The 22,407-nt window shown below is 65.6% G+C and carries 21 protein-coding genes and 1 tRNA gene; 10 read left to right on the top strand and 12 right to left on the bottom strand.

Annotation, left to right across the window (positions count from 1 at the left end):
* Nucleotides 1–54: 54 nt before the first annotated feature.
* From ACL02S_RS19370 to cobC, 3 genes are all read right to left on the bottom strand, one after another.
* Nucleotides 55–696: a hypothetical protein gene (locus ACL02S_RS19370; protein ID WP_412803871.1), complete on the bottom strand. Its 642-nt coding sequence runs from the start codon at nucleotides 694–696 to the stop codon at nucleotides 55–57.
* A 125-nt stretch (nucleotides 697–821) separates the two neighbouring features.
* The gene (locus tag ACL02S_RS19365) at nucleotides 822–1,943 is read right to left on the bottom strand and encodes a Nif3-like dinuclear metal center hexameric protein (RefSeq protein WP_412803870.1); all 1,122 of its coding nucleotides are present in this window, start codon (nucleotides 1,941–1,943) and stop codon (nucleotides 822–824) included.
* Between the two features lie 49 nt (nucleotides 1,944–1,992).
* On the bottom strand, nucleotides 1,993–3,108 hold the full coding sequence (cobC, locus tag ACL02S_RS19360) for an Rv2231c family histidinol phosphate aminotransferase CobC (RefSeq protein ID WP_412803869.1): 1,116 nt from the start codon (nucleotides 3,106–3,108) through the stop codon (nucleotides 1,993–1,995).
* Nucleotides 3,109–3,152: 44 nt separating this feature from the next.
* Here cobC and ACL02S_RS19355 point away from each other — a divergent pair, with 44 nt between their 5' ends.
* Both ACL02S_RS19355 and ACL02S_RS19350 read left to right on the top strand, forming a co-directional pair.
* Nucleotides 3,153–3,677: a low molecular weight protein-tyrosine-phosphatase gene (locus ACL02S_RS19355; protein WP_412803868.1), complete on the top strand. Its 525-nt coding sequence runs from the start codon at nucleotides 3,153–3,155 to the stop codon at nucleotides 3,675–3,677.
* Complete coding sequence (locus ACL02S_RS19350) at nucleotides 3,677–4,591, top strand: SURF1 family cytochrome oxidase biogenesis protein (protein WP_412803867.1); 915 nt, start codon at nucleotides 3,677–3,679, stop codon at nucleotides 4,589–4,591. Before ACL02S_RS19355 ends, ACL02S_RS19350 begins: the two co-directional genes overlap by 1 nt.
* 11 nt (nucleotides 4,592–4,602) lie before the next feature.
* Here the strand turns inward: ACL02S_RS19350 and ACL02S_RS19345 are convergent, their stop codons facing one another.
* Nucleotides 4,603–5,520 carry a cobalamin biosynthesis protein gene (locus ACL02S_RS19345; protein WP_412803866.1) on the bottom strand — a complete coding sequence of 306 codons (918 nt, stop codon included), beginning with the start codon at nucleotides 5,518–5,520 and terminating at the stop codon, nucleotides 4,603–4,605.
* 159 nt (nucleotides 5,521–5,679) lie between these two features.
* Here ACL02S_RS19345 and sigJ point away from each other — a divergent pair, with 159 nt between their 5' ends.
* Nucleotides 5,680–6,642: an RNA polymerase sigma factor SigJ gene (gene sigJ, locus ACL02S_RS19340; protein ID WP_412803865.1), complete on the top strand. Its 963-nt coding sequence runs from the start codon at nucleotides 5,680–5,682 to the stop codon at nucleotides 6,640–6,642.
* On the opposite strand, the gene ACL02S_RS19335 is transcribed toward sigJ, so the two are convergent.
* Nucleotides 6,635–7,402 (bottom strand): MBL fold metallo-hydrolase, encoded by a 768-nt coding sequence (locus ACL02S_RS19335; RefSeq protein ID WP_412803864.1) that lies wholly within the window; start codon nucleotides 7,400–7,402, stop codon nucleotides 6,635–6,637. The genes sigJ and ACL02S_RS19335 overlap by 8 nt on opposite strands.
* A gap of 71 nt (nucleotides 7,403–7,473) precedes the next feature.
* On the opposite strand from ACL02S_RS19335, the gene ACL02S_RS19330 reads away from it, so the two are divergent.
* The 3 genes from ACL02S_RS19330 (at nucleotide 7,474) to ACL02S_RS19320 (ending at nucleotide 9,662) form a co-directional block, all read left to right on the top strand.
* Nucleotides 7,474–8,433: a GlxA family transcriptional regulator gene (locus ACL02S_RS19330; RefSeq protein ID WP_412803863.1), complete on the top strand. Its 960-nt coding sequence runs from the start codon at nucleotides 7,474–7,476 to the stop codon at nucleotides 8,431–8,433.
* Nucleotides 8,434–8,700: 267 nt separating this feature from the next.
* Nucleotides 8,701–8,886, top strand: coding sequence for a hypothetical protein (locus ACL02S_RS19325; RefSeq protein ID WP_412803943.1), 186 nt, complete (start codon nucleotides 8,701–8,703; stop codon nucleotides 8,884–8,886).
* A gap of 170 nt (nucleotides 8,887–9,056) precedes the next feature.
* Nucleotides 9,057–9,662, top strand: a complete 606-nt coding sequence (locus tag ACL02S_RS19320) for a TetR/AcrR family transcriptional regulator (protein ID WP_412803862.1) — start codon at nucleotides 9,057–9,059, stop codon at nucleotides 9,660–9,662.
* On the opposite strand, the gene ACL02S_RS19315 is transcribed toward ACL02S_RS19320, so the two are convergent.
* The 7 genes from ACL02S_RS19315 to aceE all read right to left on the bottom strand — a co-directional run bounded on the left by ACL02S_RS19315 (nucleotide 9,630) and on the right by aceE (nucleotide 19,998).
* Entirely contained in the window at nucleotides 9,630–11,459 is a 1,830-nt protein-coding gene (locus ACL02S_RS19315; RefSeq protein ID WP_412803861.1) for an N-6 DNA methylase family protein, read from the bottom strand. The two genes, ACL02S_RS19320 and ACL02S_RS19315, sit on opposite strands and share 33 nt — an antisense overlap.
* Nucleotides 11,460–11,572: 113 nt before the next feature.
* Entirely contained in the window at nucleotides 11,573–13,006 is a 1,434-nt protein-coding gene (locus ACL02S_RS19310) for an acyl-CoA carboxylase subunit beta (protein ID WP_412803860.1), read from the bottom strand.
* 120 nt (nucleotides 13,007–13,126) lie between these two features.
* A complete protein-coding gene (locus ACL02S_RS19305; RefSeq protein WP_412803859.1) occupies nucleotides 13,127–14,377 on the bottom strand; it encodes a KasA/KasB family beta-ketoacyl-ACP synthase in 1,251 nt (416 codons plus the stop codon).
* A 10-nt stretch (nucleotides 14,378–14,387) separates the two neighbouring features.
* Entirely contained in the window at nucleotides 14,388–14,690 is a 303-nt protein-coding gene (gene acpM / locus ACL02S_RS19300; RefSeq protein WP_412803858.1) for a meromycolate extension acyl carrier protein AcpM, read from the bottom strand.
* Nucleotides 14,691–14,810: 120 nt separating this feature from the next.
* Nucleotides 14,811–15,725 carry an ACP S-malonyltransferase gene (locus tag ACL02S_RS19295; protein ID WP_412803857.1) on the bottom strand — a complete coding sequence of 305 codons (915 nt, stop codon included), beginning with the start codon at nucleotides 15,723–15,725 and terminating at the stop codon, nucleotides 14,811–14,813.
* A gap of 128 nt (nucleotides 15,726–15,853) precedes the next feature.
* Nucleotides 15,854–17,188, bottom strand: coding sequence for a PucR family transcriptional regulator (locus tag ACL02S_RS19290; RefSeq protein WP_412803856.1), 1,335 nt, complete (start codon nucleotides 17,186–17,188; stop codon nucleotides 15,854–15,856).
* An 11-nt stretch (nucleotides 17,189–17,199) separates the two neighbouring features.
* Nucleotides 17,200–19,998 (bottom strand): pyruvate dehydrogenase (acetyl-transferring), homodimeric type, encoded by a 2,799-nt coding sequence (aceE, locus tag ACL02S_RS19285; protein ID WP_503129068.1) that lies wholly within the window; start codon nucleotides 19,996–19,998, stop codon nucleotides 17,200–17,202.
* A gap of 321 nt (nucleotides 19,999–20,319) precedes the next feature.
* Between aceE and ACL02S_RS19280 the strand changes: the two genes are divergently transcribed.
* The 4 genes from ACL02S_RS19280 (at nucleotide 20,320) to ACL02S_RS19265 (ending at nucleotide 22,067) form a co-directional block, all read left to right on the top strand.
* Entirely contained in the window at nucleotides 20,320–20,877 is a 558-nt protein-coding gene (locus tag ACL02S_RS19280; protein WP_412803854.1) for an Rv2240c family protein, read from the top strand.
* Between the two features lie 139 nt (nucleotides 20,878–21,016).
* A complete protein-coding gene (locus ACL02S_RS19275; protein WP_412803936.1) occupies nucleotides 21,017–21,439 on the top strand; it encodes a DUF3052 domain-containing protein in 423 nt (140 codons plus the stop codon).
* 74 nt (nucleotides 21,440–21,513) lie between these two features.
* Nucleotides 21,514–21,978: a peroxiredoxin gene (locus tag ACL02S_RS19270; protein ID WP_412803853.1), complete on the top strand. Its 465-nt coding sequence runs from the start codon at nucleotides 21,514–21,516 to the stop codon at nucleotides 21,976–21,978.
* Between the two features lie 17 nt (nucleotides 21,979–21,995).
* Nucleotides 21,996–22,067 (top strand) — tRNA-Val (locus ACL02S_RS19265).
* The last annotated feature ends 340 nt before the right edge of the window (nucleotides 22,068–22,407 follow it).

The raw sequence follows: 22,407 nt of genomic DNA, 5'->3' as shown, positions 1-22,407 counted from the left end.
GACGGGGGGATAGGACGATGCTCAACCGTACTCCGCCGCCTCGGCCACCCTGCGCTACCCGCCGACAGCGCGAGTTTTTATGGCGTCTCTGGAGATGTAGACGTCGTATTCGCCGGGTACCGCGATCACCGCGTTGCCGTAGGCGGAGCGGACGAACGGCTGGGTCCACCAACGCCCCTCCCGCATATCGGCGAAGAAATCCCGGTCGCCGCCGAGGAAGATATGGTTCTGCTTGGTCGCGACACCATCGAGACGCTGGCCGTACAGGCGGCTGATCCGGTAGCCGGAGTGGAAACCGAGAGCGTTGACCCACGGTTGCAACTCGACGATGCCCGCTTGCAACACCCACATATCGCCCTCGACCCGGTAGCTCACGCGCTGGCCTGCGCGGCCGTCGCCATCGTAGAGGGTCAGCTCGACATCGAGCTGATGGTCTTGGCCCGCCACCGGCTCGGCCACCACATGCGCCGCCTTGATCTCCCCGGTCAAGCCGAGATACGTCTGCAGCAATGTCACCATCCACAGCAGCACCGCGGCGACAAGTAGCAATACCAGACCCCCCGCGCCACGCCCGAGCAGCACCCGCAGCCCGACCCGGCGCACGGCCAGCAGGCCGGACAGCAACAGCGCCACACCGAGCACCAGCAGCAGAATCAGGCCGAGCTGCACAAGACCGAAATCAACCGGGAAGTCCATGCCGTAGATATACCCAGCGCGCTCCGAACAACTCTCACGCACCACCCGTACGGACCGTGCTCGATACCGATCCGTCCCGAATACCGGGAATTACGGGGCGACAACAGGTTAGGACCGCGGCCGGATCAACCGGGCGACGCCACCGTCCACGGATCGGTACGCAACCTGGACACCGTGGTCAGCACGCCGGGCAGCGCACTACGAACGAGCGATTCCGCCTGCGCGCACCAAGGGAATTCGGTCGCCCAATGCGCGGCGTCGACCAGTGCGGGCCCACCCTTGCGCAAGTGCTCGTCGACCGGATGGTGGCGCAGGTCGGCAGTGAGATAGACATCGACACCGAGCCGGGAGACAGTGTCCAGCAAAGAATCACCCGCGCCGCCGCATACCGCGACGGTGCGCACGACACGCTCCGGGCTTCCCGCGGCACGTACCCCCCATGCGGTGGCGGGAAGAGCCAGGGCCACCCGACGGGTGAAGGTACGCAACGATTCCGGTTCCGGCAGCGTACCGATCCGACCCAAACCGAGCGCGGTAGGCAGCGGCGCGCGCTCGCTGAGGTGATAAGCCGGATCCTCATAGGGATGGGCGGCGCGTAAGGCGGCGAGTACCGCCGAACGCGCCGCGGGCGGAGCCACCACTTCCACGCGGTCCTCCTCCACGTGCTGCAGTTCACCGAGCACGCCATGCGCCGGAGCCGCCTGCGCCACCGGGCGGAACTGGCCCTTCGCCTGCACCCGTAGCGCGCAGTCACGATAGTTCCCACCACCGCCCGCGCCAGCGGCGAAAAGCGCGGCGAGCACAGCGTCGGTATGCGCACGCGGCACATGGACCACCCAGTTGTCCACGGCGGCCTCTGGTTTCGCCACCAACGGGCCGGTAACGGTGAGACCGAGCGCGGCGGCGAGCGCGTCGGAAACTCCTGGGGCGGCGGAATCGGCATTGGTATGCGCGGTGAACAGCGCGCACCCGGAACGGATGAGCCGATGCAGCAACGCGCCTTTCGGGGTGTTCGCCGCGACAGTGTCGACACCGCGCAGCAGCAACGGATGATGGACGACCAAGGCCTGGGCCCCCCAGCCGATCGCCTCCTCGACCACCGCCGCGGTCGCATCGACCGCGAACAGCACGCGGTTCAGCTCCGTGGCCGGATCACCGCAGACGAGTCCGACCGCATCCCACGATTCGGCCAATGCGGGCGGGTAGGCCGCGTCGAGCACTGCGATGAGATCCGCGAGTGTGGTCATCATTCACCTCTTTCGCTTCCGGCGTACCCTACGGCACGCGTTATCGGCGTCATCCGGTGTGCTCGTCCGGTGCCTGGGGCGCGGATCCGGCTCCCGGCGTGCCGCACCACAGCCGCCGCTGCGGGCGCACCGCACCCGATGAGCGGATCGCGGCGACCAACCGGTCCACCTCCTCGGCGCGGCGGACCGCCACACGGAGATGGTTCGGGCCGAGCCCTGGGAAGGTGTCGGCGCGGCGGACCGCGATATCCCGGTCGGCCAGATGCTTGCGCAGCAGTTCACCGTCCGGAACACGAAGCAGCAGAAACGGTCCCTCCGCCGGGGTGTGCACCTGGACGCCGAGACCGGTCAGCCGCTCGATCATCGCGGTACGGGCCGCGGCAAGGGTCTCGGCGTGCCGCTGGGCCTGCGCGACCGCCTCCGCGCTCGCGGTGGCGATGATCGCCTCCAACTGCAGCGTGCCGAGCGGCCAATGGGCACGCCCGTGGCCGAGCCGGGCCAGCAGATCGGGGGCACCGAGAAAATAGCCACAGCGCAAACCGGCCAACGCCCAGGTTTTGGTCAGGCTACGCAGCACCAACAGGCCGGGCGCCGGATCAGCGGCGAGGGACTCGGGCTCACCCACCACCGCGTCGGCGAAAGCTTCGTCGACCACAACCGTACGGCCCGGCCTGCACAGCGCGCGGATGGCATCGGCCGGATGCAAGACCGAGGTCGGGTTGGTCGGATTACCGAGCACCACCATATCGGCCTCTGCGGGTATGGCAGCCGGGTCGAGCAGGTACGGCGGCTCTAGTACCACCCGCGTCACCGGGATGCCCGCGTCACGCAGCGCGAGTTCGGGCTCGGTGAACGACGGGTGCAGCACCGCCGCCGATCGCGGCGCGAGCCGGGGTAACAACGCAAACCCTTCCGCGGCGCCCGCTAGGGGCAGTACCTCGTCGGGAGTGCGGTTATGCCTGGCCGCGACGGCGCACCGGGCGGCATCGGTGTCCGCGGCACTCGGATAGCGGCCCACATCGGACAGTCGCGCGGCCAAACGCTGCCGCAACCACTCCGGCGGCACGACACCCTGGACATTCACCGCGAAATCGAGCATGCCCTCGCGGACGTCCGCATCCCCGTGATGACGCAGTTTCACGCGATCGATCCCGTCTTCGAGCACGAGACCCCACCCTACGTGGCGCACTCGGCACCGAAACCGCCAGAATGGCAGTCGTGGGTCAGTTGCACGTCTTGTTCGTATGCACCGGCAATATCTGCCGTTCCCCGATGGCGGAGAAGATTTTCTCGGTGCACTTGTATCGGGCCGGCCTGGCCCATCGGGTACGGGTCAGCAGTGTGGGCATCGGGTCCTGGCATGTGGGTACCGATGCCGACCCGCGCGCCGAGGCGACCCTACGCAAGTACGGATATCCGACCGGGCACGCGGCCGCCGCCTTCGACGCCGAGCATCGCGACGCCGATCTGATCATCGCGCTGGACCGATCGCACCAGCGCGAACTGCTCCGGCTCGGTGTCGAGCCGGAGCGGCTACACCTGCTACGCACTTTCGACCCGGCCGCCGACAGCCCGGAGATCGCCGACCCCTACTCCGGGGACATAGCGGACTTCGAGCGCGTGCGCGACCAGATCGAAGCGGCTATACCCGGCCTGCTGAACCGGGTACGCGCCGAACTCGGCCCGGTCACCGAACCGCCCGATCCAGACCTCGTCCCCGGACGGCGACCTTGATGCGCAGACTCACGTTCCTGTTGCGGCCCAGCTGGTTGATCCTGGCTGTGCTGGTCGCCGCATTCGCCTACTTCTGTTTCACCGTGCTCGCACCATGGCAGCTCGGTAAGAACACGGCGACCGCACACCGTAATCAGCTGATCGCCGACTCAGTGCGGGCCGACCCGGTCGATATCACGGCAGTACTCGCCGATCCGACGCTCGCCGACCCGGCGGCCGCGGCGCGCACCGAATGGCAGCTCGTCCATGCCTCTGGTAGCTACGTACCGGATACGACGGTCTTGGTGCGGCTACGTCATCTCGACGGCGCACCAGGATATGCGGTGCTCACGGCCTTCAAGCTGGATGACGGCCGGATGCTGCTCGTCGATCGCGGGCTGGTTGCCGCGATCGACGGCACCCGCCCGCCACAGATCCAGGAACCACCAGAGGGGCGGCAACGGCTGGAGGCCAGGATTCGCAGCTCCGAGGGAGTCGTGCCGGGCAAGGACCCCAGTGTGCAGGACGGCTACCGTCAGGTGTACACGATCGACGTCGACCAGGAATCCGTGGTCCTCGGCCGAGCCCTCACCCCGATACCGGCCGGCGAACGTAGCGGCTACCTGCAACTGAGCGCGGATCAGCCCGGTGCGTTCACGCCGAGCCCGCTCCCGCAACTCGACGCCGGTCCCTATCTGTCCTATGGCCTGCAATGGCTGGCCTTCGGCATCATGGCCCCGCTCGGCCTCGGCTACTTCGTCTACGCCGAGATCAGGGAAAGAAGGAAGGCCAAGAGGGCCATCCGGAGAACCGATACCCCGGCAACCGAATCCGGGACACTCCCGGACGAGGCCGTCCCGGCGGGGCAGGCCGAGCCGACCGCCCCCACCACCGCCGATCGCCTCGCCGATCGTTACGGCCGCCTCCGCGGCTGATCGGTGCCGACTCACCGCGTGCGCGCGGCGAAAGCGGCAGCGAGCAGGGCGGCGGTCAGCTGCACCGCTTCGGAGAGGCGGACCGCGCGGCGCAGATCCGCCACCGTTGGCGCGGGCCCCTCGCCGAGCGGCGGACGCAGTTCCAGGCCGTGTGGGTACTGTGTGCGGCCACCCAACCGGACACCGAGCGCACCAGCCATCGACGCTTCGACCACCCCCGCATTAGGGCTGGGATGGCTCGCGGCCTGGCGACGCCACGCGCGTAGCGCCGCGGCGGGGCTTCCGCCGATCAGGGGGGCGAGCACCGCCGTCAGCAGGCCGGTAAGCCTGGCGGGGAGCAGATTGGCGAGGTCGTCGGTGCGTGCGGCAGCCCAGCCGAAACGCAGATAGCGCTCATTGCGGTAACCGACCATCGCGTCGAGGGTGTTGATCGCTCGATACCCGAGCAAACCGGGTATACCCGCCACCGCGCCCCAGACCAGCGGAGCGACGGCCGCGTCGGAGGTGTTCTCGGCAATGGACTCCAAGGCGGCGCGGGTCAGTCCCGCCGCGTCGAGCACCGCCGGATCACGACCGCACAGCGCGGGCAGGAGCGCACGCGCACCCGCCATATCACCCTCTACCAGCCGGTCGGCCATCCCCCTTCCGGTCCGCGCGAGACTGCGGCCACCGAGAACTGTCCAGGTGGCGACTGCCGTCGCCGCCACCCCGCCCGACCGGGCCGCGATACCGAGGCCGATGACCGCACCGACCGTGACCGCCTCGTGGACCAGTCCCGCTACGCGCCGATCGGCATAGGTAGCCGACTCCACAGCGGCCGCCAGCGAACCGAATCCGGCCACCGGATGAGCCCGCCTGGGATCGCCGAATATCCGATCGAACGCGAAGCCGAGCAGCAGCCCGCCCGCGATGGAAGTCCCCTTCTGCACCCGGCGAGAGTATCGGACAGGTGCGCAGTCCTTCGCGCAGCGCACACCCGCTATCCGCTTCCCACAGGGAATGTCACACTCGGCCGGTCCGTATCGTCGACCCGGTGACCCCCGCATCCACCTGCCCTGCCTGGGCCGGACGACGAACGGCGTACACCAGTGACTTCTCGGCAACCTTCCCCTGACCCCATCGATCGCGCCGAACTGGCCGGACAGTTCGAGGAGCACCGGCCGTATCTACGCAGGCTCGCCTACAGCACACTCGGCAGTCTCGCCGACGCCGACGATGTGGTGCAGGAGGCGTGGTTGCGGCTACAGCGCCAGCACGCGGCGGGCACTGCCGGCGATATCGGCAATCTGCGCGCGTGGCTGTCCACGGTGACCGGTCGGCTCGCGCTCGACCACCTCGGCTCGGCTCGCGTGCGCCGCGAACACTATGTGGGTGAATGGTTGCCGGAGCCGGTGGTGACCAGCTCGGACGATCCCGCCGACCGCATCACGCAAGACGAGCGGGTCACTACAGCGCTGCTGATCGTTCTCGAAGCCTTATCACCGGCCGAGCGCACCGCCTTCGTCCTTCAGGATGTCTTCGGCATGACCAGCGGGGAGGTCGCCGAGGTGGTCGGGCGTACCCCGGCAGCGGTACGTCAACTCGCGTCCAGGGCACGTAAACGAGTCGAAGACGGCACTCCACGCTTCCCTGCCTCACCGGACGAGCAGCAGGCAGTGGTATCGGCCTTCGCGCTGGCCTGGCGTTCCGGTGATATCCGCGCGCTGCTCGGCGTGCTCGACACCACCGTGCGTCTCACCGCCGACGGTGGCGGCAAAGTGCCCTCGATCCGGCAGCCGGTCTACGGTGCCGAACTGGTGGCCGAGCTGCTGCTCGGTTGGTATCGCACGCCGACCAGCAGGGCTCGGGGCTGGGGCCGCGCCGTACTGGTCAATGGCAAGCCGGGGCTGTTGGTCTGCGATGGCAGGCACCTCGGCGTCTTCGCCTTCACCGTGGACAACGGCCGTATTGTCGCGATCGACGTGGTACGCAACCCCGATAAGCTGCACAACCTACCCGCTGATCATCAGCCCGACTGGTATCTGAGCGAGGGCCATCCTCCTGTCAGATGACGGCCGGGTGACCCAGGGGTGGGATACGGAGCCGATCGGCCCGGCCCGCATAGCGGAAGACGCGCTCCAGGTGATCGAGTGTTTCGGTGAAGTGAGCCCAGCCCTCACCATGAATCGGCACGATCAGGGCATCGCCGAGCGCTTCGGCAGCCAGCAGTGCGGTACGCGCGTTCAAGGTGAGATCGGTATCGCCGAAATGACCGACGTTCGCAGCGCCTACATGGAGCACAGCGATATCGATCCGGCCGATCCGCTCGGCAATACGTGCGACCACCTCTACCGAAGCGTTATCACCCGAGATGTACACCGTCGGCTCGCCCTCGGCCCGCAGCACGAAGCCGGTGACGATCCCGGTGATCGGCTCACATCCCTCGGGACCGTGCAGCGCGGGCACCGCGGTTACTTGCACCCCACGGACTACCACGGTTTCCCAGTCTTCGAGTCCACGCACTCCGTCGATCCTGGTCGCCGCGCCGGGGGTGGACAGTACCGTCGGCACCGTTGGCAGCAAGGCACGGCCCGCGTCGTCCAGATTGTCGGCGTGCTCATCGTGGGAGAGCAGCACGATATCCACCGGGCCGACCTCCTGCGGCGATATCGCGGGCCCGGCGAGTTTATGGAGTGTGACACCCCCCGGATAATCGCCTGGATCGTCGAAGGTCGGGTCGGTCAGCCAGGTGCTGCCCGCATAACGAAACCGCAGTGTCGGGCCACCGGTGTGCAGAATTTCGAGTGCGGTGCGTTCGATCGTCGCATTCATGCCGTTGATCTTGTCCGGTCCGCACCCTCGGGAACAGTGGCCCGTGAGCCTCCTAGCGATAAAATCAGGCCATGCGGACAGTCGCGGTTATCGCCTTCGACGGGATCAGCCCATTCCACCTCTCCGTTCCCACCCTTGTCTTCGGACGGGCGGGAATCGGCGGTCCCGCTCCGTATCGCGTGGAAGTCTGCGCCGAATACCCCGGAACAGTGCACACACCAGCAGGTTTCACTCTCGACGTCCGGCACGGACTCGATGCGGTGACCCGCGCGGACACAGTCGTACTCCCGAGTTGGGAGCCCGGCTCGCCCCTATCGGGGCCGCTACGCGCCGCGCTGCACACCGCACATGCGAGCGGCTCCAGGATCGTCGGCCTATGCCTCGGCTCATGGGCGGTGGCCGCCAGCGGCTTGGCCGACGGACGAGAAGTCACCACGCACTGGTCCGCGGCCGACGCACTGGCAAGCGCGTTTCCCGCCGTCCAGGTCCGCGCCGACCGTCTGTGGTCGGATCTGGGCGATATCGTCACCTCCGCGGGAGTAGCCGCGGCACTCGACTGCTGCCTGCATCTGGTCCGCAGCGATCTGGGCAGCAAATACGCCACCGAACTCGCCAGAGAGCTGGTCACCGCCCCGCACCGCAATGGTTCGCAGGCGCAGTACATTCCGGTCGCCGTACCCGACACCGTCGACAATGATCCGATCGAGCACGCCATGACGTGGGCGCGAACCCACCTCGGCGATCCGATCGACCTGGATAGCTGGGCACGGATCGCGCTCATGTCACGACGCACCTTCACCCGGCGCTTCCGGGACCGGACCGGTAACAGTCCGCAACAGTGGCTGCTGACACAGCGCACCGAGCACGCCCGGCTACTACTGGAAACCACCACCGACACCGTGGAACACATCGCCGCCGAAACCGGCTTCGGCACCGCGGTCAGCCTGCGTCACCACTTCCACCGCATCCTGGATACCAGCCCGGCCGCCTACCGCGCCGACTTCCAGGGCCCGAGGAAGGTTCGCCCGTAATCCGCCGGAGGCGAAACTCCGCAAGCACGATCGCATTCGCCCGAATGCGATCATCTATCTAGCAAATACAACCTCGCATTGCATAGGAAATACGGTGTGAGTCAAGACACACAAATCGGGTCTACCGGAAAAATCGCTGATAGCATTCAGCCAGCGTGCCCGGCGACCCGGGCTCTCCTGCCGATACAGATCTCGTACGGCCTGCGGCACAGTGGTCAACCCACCCGGGTCGATGCGCGGGAGAGCACGCGGGCAGGAGGTATCACGGTGTCGTCCATGCAGTCGGGTGCGTATCGGCTGGAGGGCCGGATCAGTGTCGCCGATATCGCGGCCCAGCCAGGAGGAGTCGAGGCGCTCCGGCACAGAATCCATGAACTACGTTCCCGTGGGGTCTATTTCGCCGCCAATGCGATCGAAAAGGAAATGGCCGAGCTGGATCTGCCGTGCCGATGACATCGCCGCGGCACATACCGCATGTGGTGGCCGCTGCGCCGATTCGGCAATGCCATGTCATACCCGATCGATCCGATGAAATAATCGACGCTCCATCTGTACCGTCGCACTGCCGGGCCGACCGGCCCCGCGCCGAACCCACTGGAGATCCGATGCCAACCGTCTCGCCTATGCTGCAGCGCATCCTGGAGAAACCGGTCGCCGATGGCGAAAAACTTTTGGAAAGCGCACTCTCGGCGTTTCTGGACTTCGGCATCAAACGAACCAGTATGGGTGAGATCGCCCGTAGGGCCGGGGTCAGCCCGGCCACGCTGTATCGCCGCTTCGAATCGAAGAACGATCTGGTCGAAGCGGTAAGCGTCCGAGAGGCGCAACGGTTCGTTACCGCCATAGACACGCAAATACGCACCGTCTCCGGCACCGAAGCCCAGCTGGTAGAGATCTTCGTCGCCTTCATCGGCGCTATCGCGGGCAATGAACTGCTGCGCAGGCTGCTGCGGACCGAACCCGACCTGATTCTTCCCCGGCTCACGACCGACGCGGGGCCGATCCTCGCCGTCGGTCGCGACTATCTGGCCGAGAAGCTGCGTGAGCTAAGGGATACCAGCATCGGATACGATGTCGATGCCGATCTGGTGGCCGAGATCATGGCCCGGCTCGCACTCTCGCTGGCACTCACCCCCGACGGTCTGATCCCGGTCGCCGACCAGGAAGCCGCACGCGAGTTCGCCCGCCGCACCCTGCTACCGATGGTCGGTGTCCGGACCATCGGGTAATCGGTCCCGGACACCGAAGGCGGACGCCACCCGCTCGTCCAGCTCAGCGTATGCCGCGGGATCGGGTGGGCAGCCCTCGACGAATTCTCGAACCAGATCGATGACCGCCGTGGATCGGGCGGCCATCGGATCAGGCAGCGGCAGTCGCGATACATACTGGGTTATCCACCGCCGTCTGCCCGAGTACAGCCGATTCCCACAGACCGCGTCGTAGAATCGCAGCCCGAGTGCCGAATTGGCCACACCCATCAGTAAATAGGCCAATCGGGTGGCTTCGGCGGGTGCGCGGGCCAGATCGGGCAGCGAGATCCAATAGCAGTCACCGTTGACCACCGCACCCGAACGGTCCAGTGCGAAACGCGGGCGATCACTGATATCCGGAAAGACCAGTTTCGGCTCCTGCCATAGGTGTGGACGCTGCGGAACCCAGATCTCGAACCAGGCTCGACCACTCTCGACCAAATAGCGACGGCCAGCCAATGTCTCCTTATTGGCCAGAAGATACGCTGCCGCCCTTGGAAACTCGGCAAGATCTATCGGCGTGCGGCGCGCACAGGCCAGTTCATAGGGGTAGAGCACCCGCAGGTCGCGATTACGACTGACCCGCCATGGTGCGAGATCACGGTGAGTGATCAAGGCGAGCAACAGTTCTGGCTCGGGACACGGGTCGGCCTCGGCCCAGCGGTCGGAGATGAACACCCGGTCAGCAGTTGTCTTGACCCCGACGCGGATCCGTGCCACGTCACCGAAGGTACGCCACGTGGCCGCGCTAACCCGAGTCAGCCAGGAGTCGACCGCCTCATGCGACATCCGCCATCCGGCCTGCGGTTCGGATGCGGTATCGACATATCGCCCTGCTCCCCCGGTACCTGCGGATCGTCCCGCGCGCGGCGCCGGATCATCCGCGCTCGTACTCGCGCCACTGTCGGTTCCCGCTGCGCGCATATCGCGGTTGGTCACCGGCTCCCGACCGGTCACCAGTCTGCCGACCTGGATAACGAAAGTCCGCCCGTTGTGCTCGACAATCGAACCTCGTTCATCGGTCAATGCCTCGAAAAGACTTTTTCCACCCGAGCACTGCCCGATTGCCTCGTAGGCAGAGACATATCGGCAGCCACCGCGGTAACTTTCCCGGCGCGCGATGGTGATAGCGGGAAGCACAGCGGCAGCAAAGAGTTTGGTATCCCCCAGGTCGTACAACTCGACCGGGGACAGCTCCGCCAGCAACAGACCCCGGATATTCGCACCGGCCTTGGTAGTCAGAAATCTATTGGCACACAACAGACCGAGCACACCCCCGGTAGCAAGCAACCGTGGCAATGTGGCGACGAACGGATGGGTCAGATCGATCCGTCCATACAGGCCGAACTGCTTACGCAGCAGTTGTGCGGTCGATCCGCCGAGCTGCTGCGTGCGTACGTAGGGCGGATTGGTGATCACCACATCGAACGAACCGGTCGCGAGCCGTGCCTCGGCCGCGAGAAAATCCGCCCTTCGCCACCGCCCGGCAATACCTGCCACAGCGGCTCGATCGCGTGCGATAGCGAGCGCCTTCGCGTCGAGATCGTAGCCGGTCAGCAGCAGTCTGATATCAGGAAACCGAGCAGTGACCTCAGCATGCACCGCGAACAGCAACTCGCCGTCACCACATGCCGGATCCAGAACACGCAGAACTCCGGCGCGGGCCGGTACGGCATACCGCAGCAGCCGGTGTGCGAGAAATCGGGCCAATGCCGGTGGGGTGTAGTGCCTGCCCTGTCGTTTGCGGTCCCGCGGGGTGGGGACTTCGGACGCCATAGCAGGATTCTGCCGCGTGCGCGCGTATCGATCGCGATAACACGGACAATACAGACAAACAACACCGCGGGCCCGGCATACTGCCTGGCCCGCGGTGCGTGGGACCCGGTGGATCAGAGGGGGATGTTCTTGTGCCTGCTCTTGCGGGCCGGTGCCGCGGCAAGAGCCGCCGCGAGCGTGCTTCGGGTCTTGGCCGGTTCGATCACCTCGTCCACAACACCGATCGCGATAGCGCGCTCCACACCACCCGCAATCCGCTCGTGTTCAGCGGTGAGCCGCTCGTGCAGCGCCTCGCGTTCTTCTTCCGGCGCGGCCGCGAGGGCCTTCTTGTGCAGAATGCCGACCGCCGCCTTGGCGCCCATCACCGCCACCTCGGAGTCCGGCCACGCGTAGACCGCCGTCGCCCCGAGCGAACGGGCGTTCATCGCGATGTAGGCACCACCGTAGATCTTGCGGGTAACCAGGGTGACCCGCGGAACCCGCGCCTCGGCGAATGCGTGCAGGAGCTTCGCACCGCGTCGTACGACGCCCTCCCACTCCTGGCCGACACCGGGCAGATAGCCGGGAACATCGGTGATGACGATCAATGGAATACCGAACGCATCGCACAACCGTACGAAGCGCGCCGCTTTCTCGGCGCTTTCGGAGTTCAGGCAGCCACCGAGCCGGATCGGATTGTTCGCCAGTATGCCGACGGTACGACCACCGAGACGGCCGAGACCGGTGACGATACTGCGGGCATACAGTCCCTGCAGCTCCTCGAACGTCGACTCCCCGTCGACATTGTCGAGCAGTTCGTGGACTATCGGCCGCACATCGTAAGCACGCTTGGCCGACGCGGGCAGCATCGCCTTCAGATCGACATTGCCGTGCTCGGCCGCGCGCAGATCGAATTCGCCCTGCTCGGCGAACATGGACACCAGATGTCGCGCACGATGCAGCGCATCGGCCTCGTCACGGGCGACGATATGCGTAACACCGGATTTCTTCCCATGCGTCTCCGGACCGCCCAATGTGGCCATATCGACCTGTTCGCCGGTCACACTGCGCACCACGTCCGGACCGGTGACGAAGACCCGGCCCTCGGGAGCCATGATCACCAGATCGGTCAGCGCCGGACCATAGGCGGCACCGCCCGCGGCGAAGCCGAGTACCACGGATATCTGCGGGACCAGGCCGGAAGCACGGACCATGGCCTCGAAGACCTGGCCGACAGCGTGCAACGCCTCGACCCCTTCGGCCAGGCGAGCGCCGCCGGAGTGCCACAATCCGACCACAGGGACATCGGAGTCGATAGCGGTATCGATGGCATCGACGATGTGCTTGCAGCCCGCCACTCCCATCGCGCCACCCATCACAGTGGCGTCGGAGCAGTAGGCCACGGTGCGCACACCGTCCACCTCACCGATGGCAGCGAGAACGCCGGATTTGTCCCGCGGATGCAGCGGAAGAATGGTTCCGGGGTCGAAAAAACGCTGGAGCCGTCCGAGTGGATCACGCGGATCGGGCGCCGTTTCTTGGTGCAACGCGGGAGCGATGACTGTCATCGCGTTCTCCTCAGCTGAATGAGTATGCCGCTGCCGCGGCTGCGTACGGCGAGCCCCGAGGGGTCGGTACCGAGCGAGTCGGCCGACCCCGCTGGGATCGTTGTGCAGTCGATCGCGAGGCTACGCCCGACCGAAGGCGAGCGCCACATTGTGCCCACCGAATCCGAAGGAGTTGTTGATCGCGTACTCGATCTCCTGGCGCCTGGCCTCACCCTTCACCACGTCGAGATCGATCTGCGGATCTTGGTTTTCCAAGTTCAACGTGGGCGGAACAATGCCATCCCTGATGCTGAGCACCGTCAGCACGGACTCCAGCGCGCCGACCGCGCCGATCGAGTGACCGAGTGCCGATTTGGGCGCGTACACCGAGGCATGGTTGCCGACCGCCTTGTTGATCGCGTTCGCCTCGGCGATATCGCCGATCGGCGTCGCGGTCGCGTGCGCGTTGATGTGCGTGATGTCCTGCTTGGCCAGACCAGCGGTCTGCATCGCCCTGGTCATCGCGCGCGCCGCACCATCGCCGGTAGGATCGGGCGCGACCAGATGGAAGCCGTCGGAGGTGATCCCGGCGCCGAGTAAGCGCGCGTGGATCGTGGCGCCACGCGCCTTGGCGTGCTCCTCGGTCTCCAGGACCATCAGTGCGCCCGCCTCGCCGAAGACGAAGCCGTCCCGATCGGAGTCGAAAGGCCGCGATGCGCCCCTCGGATCGTCGTTGCGGGTGCTCATGGCGCGCATCATGGTGAACGCCGCGATCGGCACCGCATCGATGAAGCCTTCGACGCCACCGGTGACGACCATATCGGCGTCACCCATGACGATCATGCGCCAGGCATTGGCGATGGCCTCGGAGCCGGATGAGCATGCCGAGACCGGAGTGACCACTCCTGCCCTGGCCTTCAGTTCGAGACCGACAACGGCCGAAGGGCCGTTCGGCATGACCATCTGCACAGCCAACGGGGAAATCTTGCGATATCCACCGTTCTTCAGCTTGTCCACGGAATCGATGAGGGCGTCACCGCCACCGATTCCGGTGCCGATGGCCACGCCGAGTCGTTCCGGATCGACCTCAGGGCTGCCGGCGTTCCGCCACACCTCGCGACCCAATACGGTCGCGAGCTGCTCGACATAAGCCATCCGCCTGCACTCGACGCGAGACAGCAGGGTTTCCGGCTGGACCTTGAGATGACCGCCGATTCGGACCGGAAGGTCGTATTCCTCGATGAAGTCATCCTCGAGAACGTCGATACCGCTCTCGCCATTGAGGAGTCCCTTCCACGTCGCATCGACGTCACCCGCGATCGACGTGGTCGCCGCCAGGCTGGTGACGACGATGTTCGGGAAGTTCCCGTTCAAGGTGGAAGGAGTGGTCACGGTGTCGGCCCTACTCGGCGTTGTCGAACTTGGCCTTGAGCTCGGCCGCCGCATCGGCGTTCTCGGCCTCGAGCTTCTGGATGTAGGCGACCACGTCGCCGACCGTCTTCAGGCTGGCCAGATCCTCGTCCGGGATCTTCGCGCCGTACTTGTCCTCGGTCTGTACTGCGATCTCGACCATGGACAGCGAGTCGATGTCCAGGTCATCGACGAAGGACTTCTCGATCGTCACCTCGGAGGGCTCGATACCGGTCACCTCTTCGATGATCTTGCCGAGTTCCTCGACGATTTGTTCCTGGGTCAGAGCGGCCACTTCGTGGCTCCCTTCTTGATAACTGTAGGGCTCTACTGGTTTCTTTCGGACAGAGCAAGGCGGCAGTTACCGTTTGCTCGGTCACGACCTCACATATGAATGCATGGTCGCGCAGGAAAACTAGCCGGATACGGTCAGCTCAGCCAACGCGGGTAGGTCTTGCGGGGTCTTCATGGGCAGGGTGGGTGTACCCTTCAGTTCCCGTTTCGCGATGCCGACGAGGGTGCCCGCCGGCGGTAGCTCGGCAACTGCCGTAACACCGGCCTGCCGAATGGTCTCGGTACACAGATCCCATCGGACGGGCCGAGTGACCTGTGCGGCAAGCTTGTCCATCGCATCCCGCCCGGAAACGACAGGCTTACCGTCGGCATTCGACAGCAAGGTCCTGATCGGCTCACCTGGCGTGATCTTCGTCATAGCTTCGGTCACCGCGTCCTGCGCCGGAGCCATGAAGGCTGTGTGGAACGCACCCGCGACGGGCAACGCGCGAACCCTGGCCTTTTCCGGGGGGTTCGCGGCGAGCTCGGCGAGCGCGTCCAACCGGCCCGCGGCCACGATCTGGCCTACCGCGTTGCGGTTGGCCGGCACGAGGTCCAGTTCCGCGAGCCGTTCGAGCACGACGGCTTCGTCGCCACCGAGGACTGCGGACATCCCGGTAGGCGCCGAGGCGCACGCCTTGGCCATCTCCGCTCCGCGGATCGCGGCCAAGGCGACCGCGTCGTCGGCGGAGATTACTCCGGCGATCGCCGCGGCGGCAAGTTCACCGACCGAGTGTCCGGCGACGAAGGTATCGGCCGGAAGCCGGTCCTGCGGAATTTCCGAGAACGCGAGTAATGCCGCGGCCACCACCAGTGGCTGGGTCACGGCGGTGTCGGTGATCTCTTCGGCCGTCGCGGTGGTGCCGAGACGAGCCAAGTCCAAGCCGCAAGCCTTGGACCAGAGCGCGAGGCGCTCATCCGCGCCGGGAAGGTCGAGCCAAGGCACGAGCATGCCGGGTGTCTGAGAGCCCTGTCCAGGGGCGAACAACGCGATCACGTCTCTAAGGAAACACTGTGAGATAGGCCGCACGAGATGTCGACGCGAATGAAGCTTGGGAAACACTTTTGTGGGGGTTCCACAAAAGACCACGTGGCCTGTCCGAATCGACCGACTCGGCAAAAACGTTACAGGCCCTCTGAACTGAGTGCGGCCTCAGCGGCTTCTGGGACAGAAACAGCCGATTCTTTATGCATGCGTGTCAGACGGCCCACGGTGGCGGCGATCCGGAGCACATACGCGTCGCGTGGATCCATCGGATCACGGCCCGTGATCTCGGCGATGCGCTTGAGGCGATATCGGACAGTATTTGGATGGACATACAGCTGACGTGCGCACATCTCGACCGCTCCACCGCAATCCAGATAGGCATCGAGGGTGTCCGCCAGCGATGATCCCGCCGCGGCCAACGGGAGGACGACGTACTCGTTCATGGCCTCGATCGCGGCTCGATCACCCAGCAGAGCGCGCTCGGGCAACAATTCCGACGCATGTACCGGTCGCGGTGCCCGGCGCCAGCCGACCACTGCCTCCATCCCGGCCAATGCCTCCACCGCACTGGCGTGCGCCGCGCCGAGCGTCCGAGTAGTCGGACCGATCACCACCGGACCGTCCGAGAACACCTCCATGAGCAGATCGGACAAGAAGGGCGACACCTGCGAGACCTCCCCCAGATGCCCGGACACCACCATCACCAGCCTGGTGCCCTGCACCACCGCCAGCGCGGCACGTCCGTGCCGCGCCGCGATGGTGTGCGCCGACTCCACCGACGAAACGCCCTGTTCCCTCGGCGGAGTACCGACCAGCACCGTCGCGGGTGTGGTTGCGTCCCAGTTCAGGGTCGCCGCCCGCGAGAGCATGTCCGGACCGGTATCGCCCCGCACCACGGCATCGACGACGAGCGCCTCCAACCGGGTGTCCCACGCGCCGCGCGACTCGGCGGCGCTGGCGTATACCGAGGCTGCGGCGAAACCGAGCTCACGCCCGTAGCGCAACACCGCCTCGGTGAGCGCGACCAGCTGCCGGTCGTTGCGCGCGAGCGCGGGCAACCACTGCTCGAAGAACTCCATGGCGACGCGGACCATATCCACGGTCTGGCGCAAGCTCAGCCGTCGCGCCAGATCCTGTGGAATCACCTGGAAGGCATCCAAGCTGAACCGGATGTCGCTGTCCGGATCCTGCAACCACTCCAGGAAGTTCACCACCGCGGTCTGCACCAGCATCTGGACCCCGGCCCGTTGGGCGGCGTCCAGATCACCGAAGAACGGCAGCCGTTCCTGCATCGACCCCACCGCCTCGGTGGAGAGGCGGCCGGAGAACTGCTTCACTCGTTTTAGCAGCGTATCCGGAAGGGGATCGCGGGTCTGCCGGTTCGGAGAGAGCGCACCCGTCGGCAGATACACCTCATGCTCGGAGGAGCCTTCGGAGATCCGTCGCGGCCGCGGCGGTTTACGGTCCACCATGCAATGTTCCGCTATGCGAGTTCTTCTTCGGCACTTGCCTCGGACTTCGGCGCGGCGCAGACATCATCGATGCGATATTTCGCCGCCGCCTCGACCGCGACGGCCGGGTCGAGGCGACCCGTCCGAGCCAGCCCGGCCAATGCGGCTACCGCGATGGACTGCGCGTCGACATTGAACACCCGGCGCGCGGCAGAGCGAGTGTCGGAGAAACCGAAACCATCCGTACCGAGCGTGCTGAAATCACCGGGAACCCATTTGCGGACCTGGTCGGGCACTGCGCGCATCCAGTCGGTGGCGGCGATGTACGGTCCTTCGACCCTGGTCAGTGCCTCGGTGATGTACGGGACGCCTGGCTCTGCGCCGGGGTCGCGCAGTGCGGCGATCTCCTTGTCCAGCGCCTCCTTACGCAGCTCACCCCAGGACGTCACCGACCACACATCCGCCTGGACACCCCACTCCTGCGCGAGCAGCTCCTGTGCGCGCAGACCGTCCGGCACCGTGACACCCGAGACCAAGATCTGGGCGCGCACCTCGCCCTCATCTCCGCGCCGGTACAGGTAGATGCCTTTGAGCAGTCCCTCGACGTCCAGCTCCGCCGGCTCGGCAGGCTGTGGATACGGCTCGTTGTACAGGGTGATGTAGTAGAAGATGTCCTCGCCGCCGAACTCTCCGCCACCACCGTATGGATGGGTGCCGGGCAGGGACGCCGCGCTCTGCGGGGGCGTGCCGCCGCCGTACATCCGGCGCAGACCGTCGCGCACGATATGGGCGATCTCGAACGCGAAGGCCGGATCGTAGGTCACCACAGCCGGATTACTCGAGGCGAGCAACAGCGAGTGCCCGTCGTTGTGCTGCAGCCCCTCCCCGGTCAATGTAGTGCGCCCAGCGGTAGCTCCGAGCACGAACCCGCGGGCGAGCTGATCGGCCGCCGCCCACAGTCCGTCGCCGGTGCGCTGGAAACCGAACATCGAGTAGAAGATGTACAGCGGGATCATCGGCTCACCGTGGGTGGCGTACGAGGTCCCCGCCGCGGTGAACGAGGCGGTCGACCCGGCCTCGTTGATGCCCTCGTGCAGAATCTGCCCTGACGCGCTCTCTTTGTAGGCGAGCATCAATTCCGCGTCGACAGAGGTATACAACTGGCCGTTGCGGTTGTAGATCTTCAATGAGGGGAACCACGAGTCCATCCCGAAGGTCCTGGCCTCGTCGGGAATGATCGGGACGATCCGCTTGCCGATCTCCTTGTCCCGCAGCAGCTCCTTCATCAGCCGCACCAGTGCCATCGTGGTGGCGACATTCTGCTTACCCGAGCCCTTGCGCACCGTACGGTAGGCCTCGTCGCCCGGCAGCCGCAGCGGCTTCGCCGCGGCGCGCCGCTCCGGCAGGAATCCGCCGAGCGCCTCGCGCCGGTCGAGCATGTACTGGATCTCCCGCGCCTGCATACCCGGGTGGTAGTACGGCGGCAGATAAGGGTCCTTCTCCAGCTCGGCGTCGCTGATCGGAATCCGCTGCAGATCACGGAAATCCTTGAGGTCCTGCAGGGTCAGCTTCTTCATCTGATGCGTGGCGTTGCGGCCCTCGAAGTGCTTGCCGAGGGTGTAGCCCTTGATGGTCTTGGCCAAGATCACCGTCGGCTGCCCCTTGTGCGCCATCGCGGCGGCGTAGGCGGCGTATACCTTGCGGTAATCGTGACCACCGCGCTTGAGGTTCCAGATCTCCTGGTCGGTCAGATCCTGCACCAGCGCCTTGGTACGCGGGTCGCGAGCGAAGAAATGATCACGGACATAGGCGCCGTCATTGGCCTTGTAGGTCTGAAAGTCGCCGTCCGGGGTGCTGTTCATCAGGTTGACCAGCGCCCCGTCCCGGTCGGCGCCGAGTAGTGCGTCCCACTCCCTGCCCCAGATCACCTTGATGACGTTCCAGCCAGCGCCACGGAAGAACGACTCCAACTCCTGGATGATCTTGCCGTTGCCACGCACCGGACCGTCCAAGCGCTGCAGGTTGCAGTTGACCACGAAGGTCAGGTTGTCCAGTGCCTCCATCGCCGCGACATGCGCCAGACCACGCGACTCCGGCTCATCCATTTCGCCATCGCCGAGGAACGCCCACACATGCTGGCCCGAGGTGTCCTTGATCCCGCGGTCGTGCAGATAGTGATTGAATCGCGCCTGGTAGATGGCATTCATCGGGCCGAGCCCCATGGACACCGTGGGAAACTCCCAGAAGTTGTTCAGCAGCCGCGGATGCGGATAGGACGGCAGCCCATGGCCAAGTCCGCCATGGCTGTACTCCTGGCGGAACCCGTCGAGCTGATCAGCCGACAACCGCCCCTCCAGAAACGCGCGGGCGTAGATGCCCGGCGAGGCATGCCCCTGGATGAAGATCGAGTCGCCACCACCCGGATGGTCTTTGCCGCGGAAGAAATGGTTGAAACCGACCTCGTAGAGCGCCGCAGAGGACGCGTAGGTCGAGATGTGGCCGCCGACGCCGATACCGGGACGCTGGGCACGATGCACCATGATCGCGGCGTTCCAGCGGATCCAGGCACGGTAACGCCGCTCCACCTCTTCGTCGCCGGGAAACCACGGCTCGTTCTCGGTGGGAATAGTGTTGACGTAATCGGTGGAGGTCAAAGACGGGATGGCGACACGACGTTCCCCGGCCCGCTCCAAAAGACGGAGCATGAGGTAACGCGCCCGGCCTGGACCTTCCCGGTCGAGCATTTCATCGAACGACTCCAGCCATTCGCTGGTTTCCTCCGGGTCGATATCCGGTAGATAGGACGCCACCCCCTCACGGATGACCCGCACCCGCCCGCCTGCCTGCGGTGCCTGCGACCCGTCCGGATCGCCGCTCGGGGCAGGAGAAGAGCCGGTACCAGCGGATTGCACTGGCGCGGAAGAGTGGATCAGGTCGGTCAAAGCTGCTCCTCGTACAGGGGTGGACATGCTGTTGGCGTCGTATCCCCGGGCGAGCCGCGTGGTTGGCGGGCCACCCGTTGACGAAAGGGTGTGGTACACCACCCATCCTTACCCATGGTGCGTCCTAGGTCATCATGGCAGTTGGAGGTCCAGTACGGTTCCACAGGCAAAGCGAGTCGAGCCGGGCAGCTGCGAGGAGCGGGGAGGACGATGAAACTGCTGAACCCAGCGGGGTTCGGAATGGTGTGCGCGACCGGTGCCATGGCGATCGGGCTGGTCGTCACGGGATGCGCCGACCGGATGGATGGTGTTGCGCAGCCCAACGCGAGCGATCTGGCGGCATACCGCACCGAAGCGGCGGCCTCCTCGGCGGCGGCGACATCCTCACGGCGCGCGGCGGCCAGGGCACAAGCCATCACAAGCAACTGCAGCCGGTTCCACAACACCTCGGGTATCGGCGTCACCAAGTACAACGAGTTCATCACCGCGTTCGACGCGAAGGCAGCCGACCTCATCAGCAAACGGGACATCGCGGTCCAGACCCTCGAAGACGCCGCGAACACGGTGGAGAACGGGGTCGCCGCCGACCGGGACGCGCTACCGGAGGACTTGGCCGCCGCATTGACCGACTACGCGGACTCGGCGCGCGCGCTGGCCGACGAGACGCGCAGAATGACATACAACACACCCGTCGGGTCGCTCAATACGGCAGGCAGGCGGGTGAACGCCACGCGCGAGGTGGTCAACAACTCCTGTCAGGGCCGCTGAACATGTGGTCGCTGCGAGTGTGCTCGGCACCGGCGCAAAGCGACATTCCGTAGTCATTTCGCCGGATCGGCTTGCGCTGAGGCTCATAACCATGTTCGCTTGCAACTACCTATTGTCGGGAATTGAGGAGGACGCCACCGTGGTCGCCGCGGCGGACGCGCAGAACTACGCTCAGAAGCTTGGCATTTCACACGGCTTGGTTGTCCAGGAATTAGGCTGGGACGAAGACGCCGACGACAACTTGCGAGCCGATGTCGAGGATGCGATCGGCGGTGAACTCGTCGACGAGGACTCCGACGAAGTAGTCGACGTCGTCCTCTTGTGGTGGCGGGACGGCGACGGTGATCTGGTCGATGCGCTGATGGACGCGATCGGCCCGCTGGCCGATGACGGCTTCGTCTGGGTACTCACCCCCAAAACCGGAAAACCGGGTCACGTCGAGCCGAGTGAAATCGCCGAATCCGCGCCTACCGCTGGTCTGACTCAGACCTCGGCGATCAGTCTCGGCACCTGGACCGGTAGCCGTCTGGTACAGCCCAAGGCGCCCTCGAAGCAGCGCTGAGCCACTCCCACTATGGTTTCCACCAGGCGGGCTCGCTCCGCCTGGTGGAAACTCGACACGATGGAGGATTCGCAATGCCGCTCGAGGTCGGCACCGCCGCGCCGGATTTCACACTGAAAGACCAGAACAACCAGGACGTCGCGCTCTCGGACTACCGAGGTAAGAAAAACGTGCTGCTCGTGTTCTACCCGCTCGCCTTCACCGGGATCTGCCAGGGCGAGTTGTGCAAGGTCCGTGACGAGCTGCCGAAGTTCCAGAACGACAACGCGGAAGTCCTCGCGATCTCGGTCGGCCCGCCACCCACCCACAAGATCTGGGCTGCCGAGCAAGGCTACACCTTCCCGTTGCTGTCCGATTTCTGGCCACACGGCGCGGTGGCCCAGGCCTACCAAGTCTTCAACGAGAAATCGGGCTATCCCAACCGTGGCACCTTCGTCATCGACCGTGCGGGAAACATCCGTTTCGCCGAGATGAACGGTCCCGGAGAGCCCCGTGACCAGGCGGCTTGGGAGAAAGCGCTCAACGCGCTAGATTCATAGTCCGCCGGTAACGGCCCGGGCGTATAGCTCAGCGGTAGAGCTCTGGTTTTACACACCAGCGGTCGGGGGTTCGATCCCCTCTGCGCCCACAGAAGAACTGCCGGGTCGACGCCTGGTCGCGGAGGCATACCTGGGATGATTTCTATGTCGAGGGGTCCCTCAGGGGGCGGTGCGCCGAATTCCACACCAGGAACTATCGGCAGTGTCGCCGGTCCCGATAGTTGTTCACTCCGAACGGTCACATGTGCGGTAAACCTGCTCACCGAAGCACTCTGTCGATACCTAGCAGCACCGTCCACCAAGCATCTAGGATCGAGTCATCCTGAAGTGCGGTAATCGAGTGCGCAACCGACCCGGCAGGCGAAAGGTGACCGCCCATGGAGCTACGGATCTTCGCAATGCCCGGATCAGGATCGGCCGGGTACACGC

Source organism: Nocardia spongicola (assembly GCF_047200775.1).
GTDB lineage: Bacteria > Actinomycetota > Actinomycetes > Mycobacteriales > Mycobacteriaceae > Nocardia.
This window is presented reverse-complemented; position numbering and strand designations above follow the sequence as displayed.

What these genes read in the sequence shown, in the direction of transcription:
- ACL02S_RS19370 (WP_412803871.1), bottom strand. Translation starts at nt 696, where the DNA reads ATGGACTTCCCGGTTGATTTCGGTCTTGTGCAGCTCGGCCTGATTCTG.
- ACL02S_RS19365 (WP_412803870.1), bottom strand. Translation starts at nt 1,943, where the DNA reads ATGACCACACTCGCGGATCTCATCGCAGTGCTCGACGCGGCCTACCCG.
- ACL02S_RS19355 (WP_412803868.1), top strand. Translation starts at nt 3,153, where the DNA reads ATGGCAGTCGTGGGTCAGTTGCACGTCTTGTTCGTATGCACCGGCAAT.
- ACL02S_RS19350 (WP_412803867.1), top strand. Translation starts at nt 3,677, where the DNA reads ATGCGCAGACTCACGTTCCTGTTGCGGCCCAGCTGGTTGATCCTGGCT.
- ACL02S_RS19335 (WP_412803864.1), bottom strand. Translation starts at nt 7,402, where the DNA reads ATGAATGCGACGATCGAACGCACCGCACTCGAAATTCTGCACACCGGT.
- ACL02S_RS19330 (WP_412803863.1), top strand. Translation starts at nt 7,474, where the DNA reads ATGCGGACAGTCGCGGTTATCGCCTTCGACGGGATCAGCCCATTCCAC.
- ACL02S_RS19320 (WP_412803862.1), top strand. Translation starts at nt 9,057, where the DNA reads ATGCTGCAGCGCATCCTGGAGAAACCGGTCGCCGATGGCGAAAAACTT.
- ACL02S_RS19315 (WP_412803861.1), bottom strand. Translation starts at nt 11,459, where the DNA reads ATGGCGTCCGAAGTCCCCACCCCGCGGGACCGCAAACGACAGGGCAGG.
- ACL02S_RS19310 (WP_412803860.1), bottom strand. Translation starts at nt 13,006, where the DNA reads ATGACAGTCATCGCTCCCGCGTTGCACCAAGAAACGGCGCCCGATCCG.
- ACL02S_RS19290 (WP_412803856.1), bottom strand. Translation starts at nt 17,188, where the DNA reads ATGGTGGACCGTAAACCGCCGCGGCCGCGACGGATCTCCGAAGGCTCC.
- ACL02S_RS19280 (WP_412803854.1), top strand. Translation starts at nt 20,320, where the DNA reads ATGAAACTGCTGAACCCAGCGGGGTTCGGAATGGTGTGCGCGACCGGT.
- ACL02S_RS19270 (WP_412803853.1), top strand. Translation starts at nt 21,514, where the DNA reads ATGCCGCTCGAGGTCGGCACCGCCGCGCCGGATTTCACACTGAAAGAC.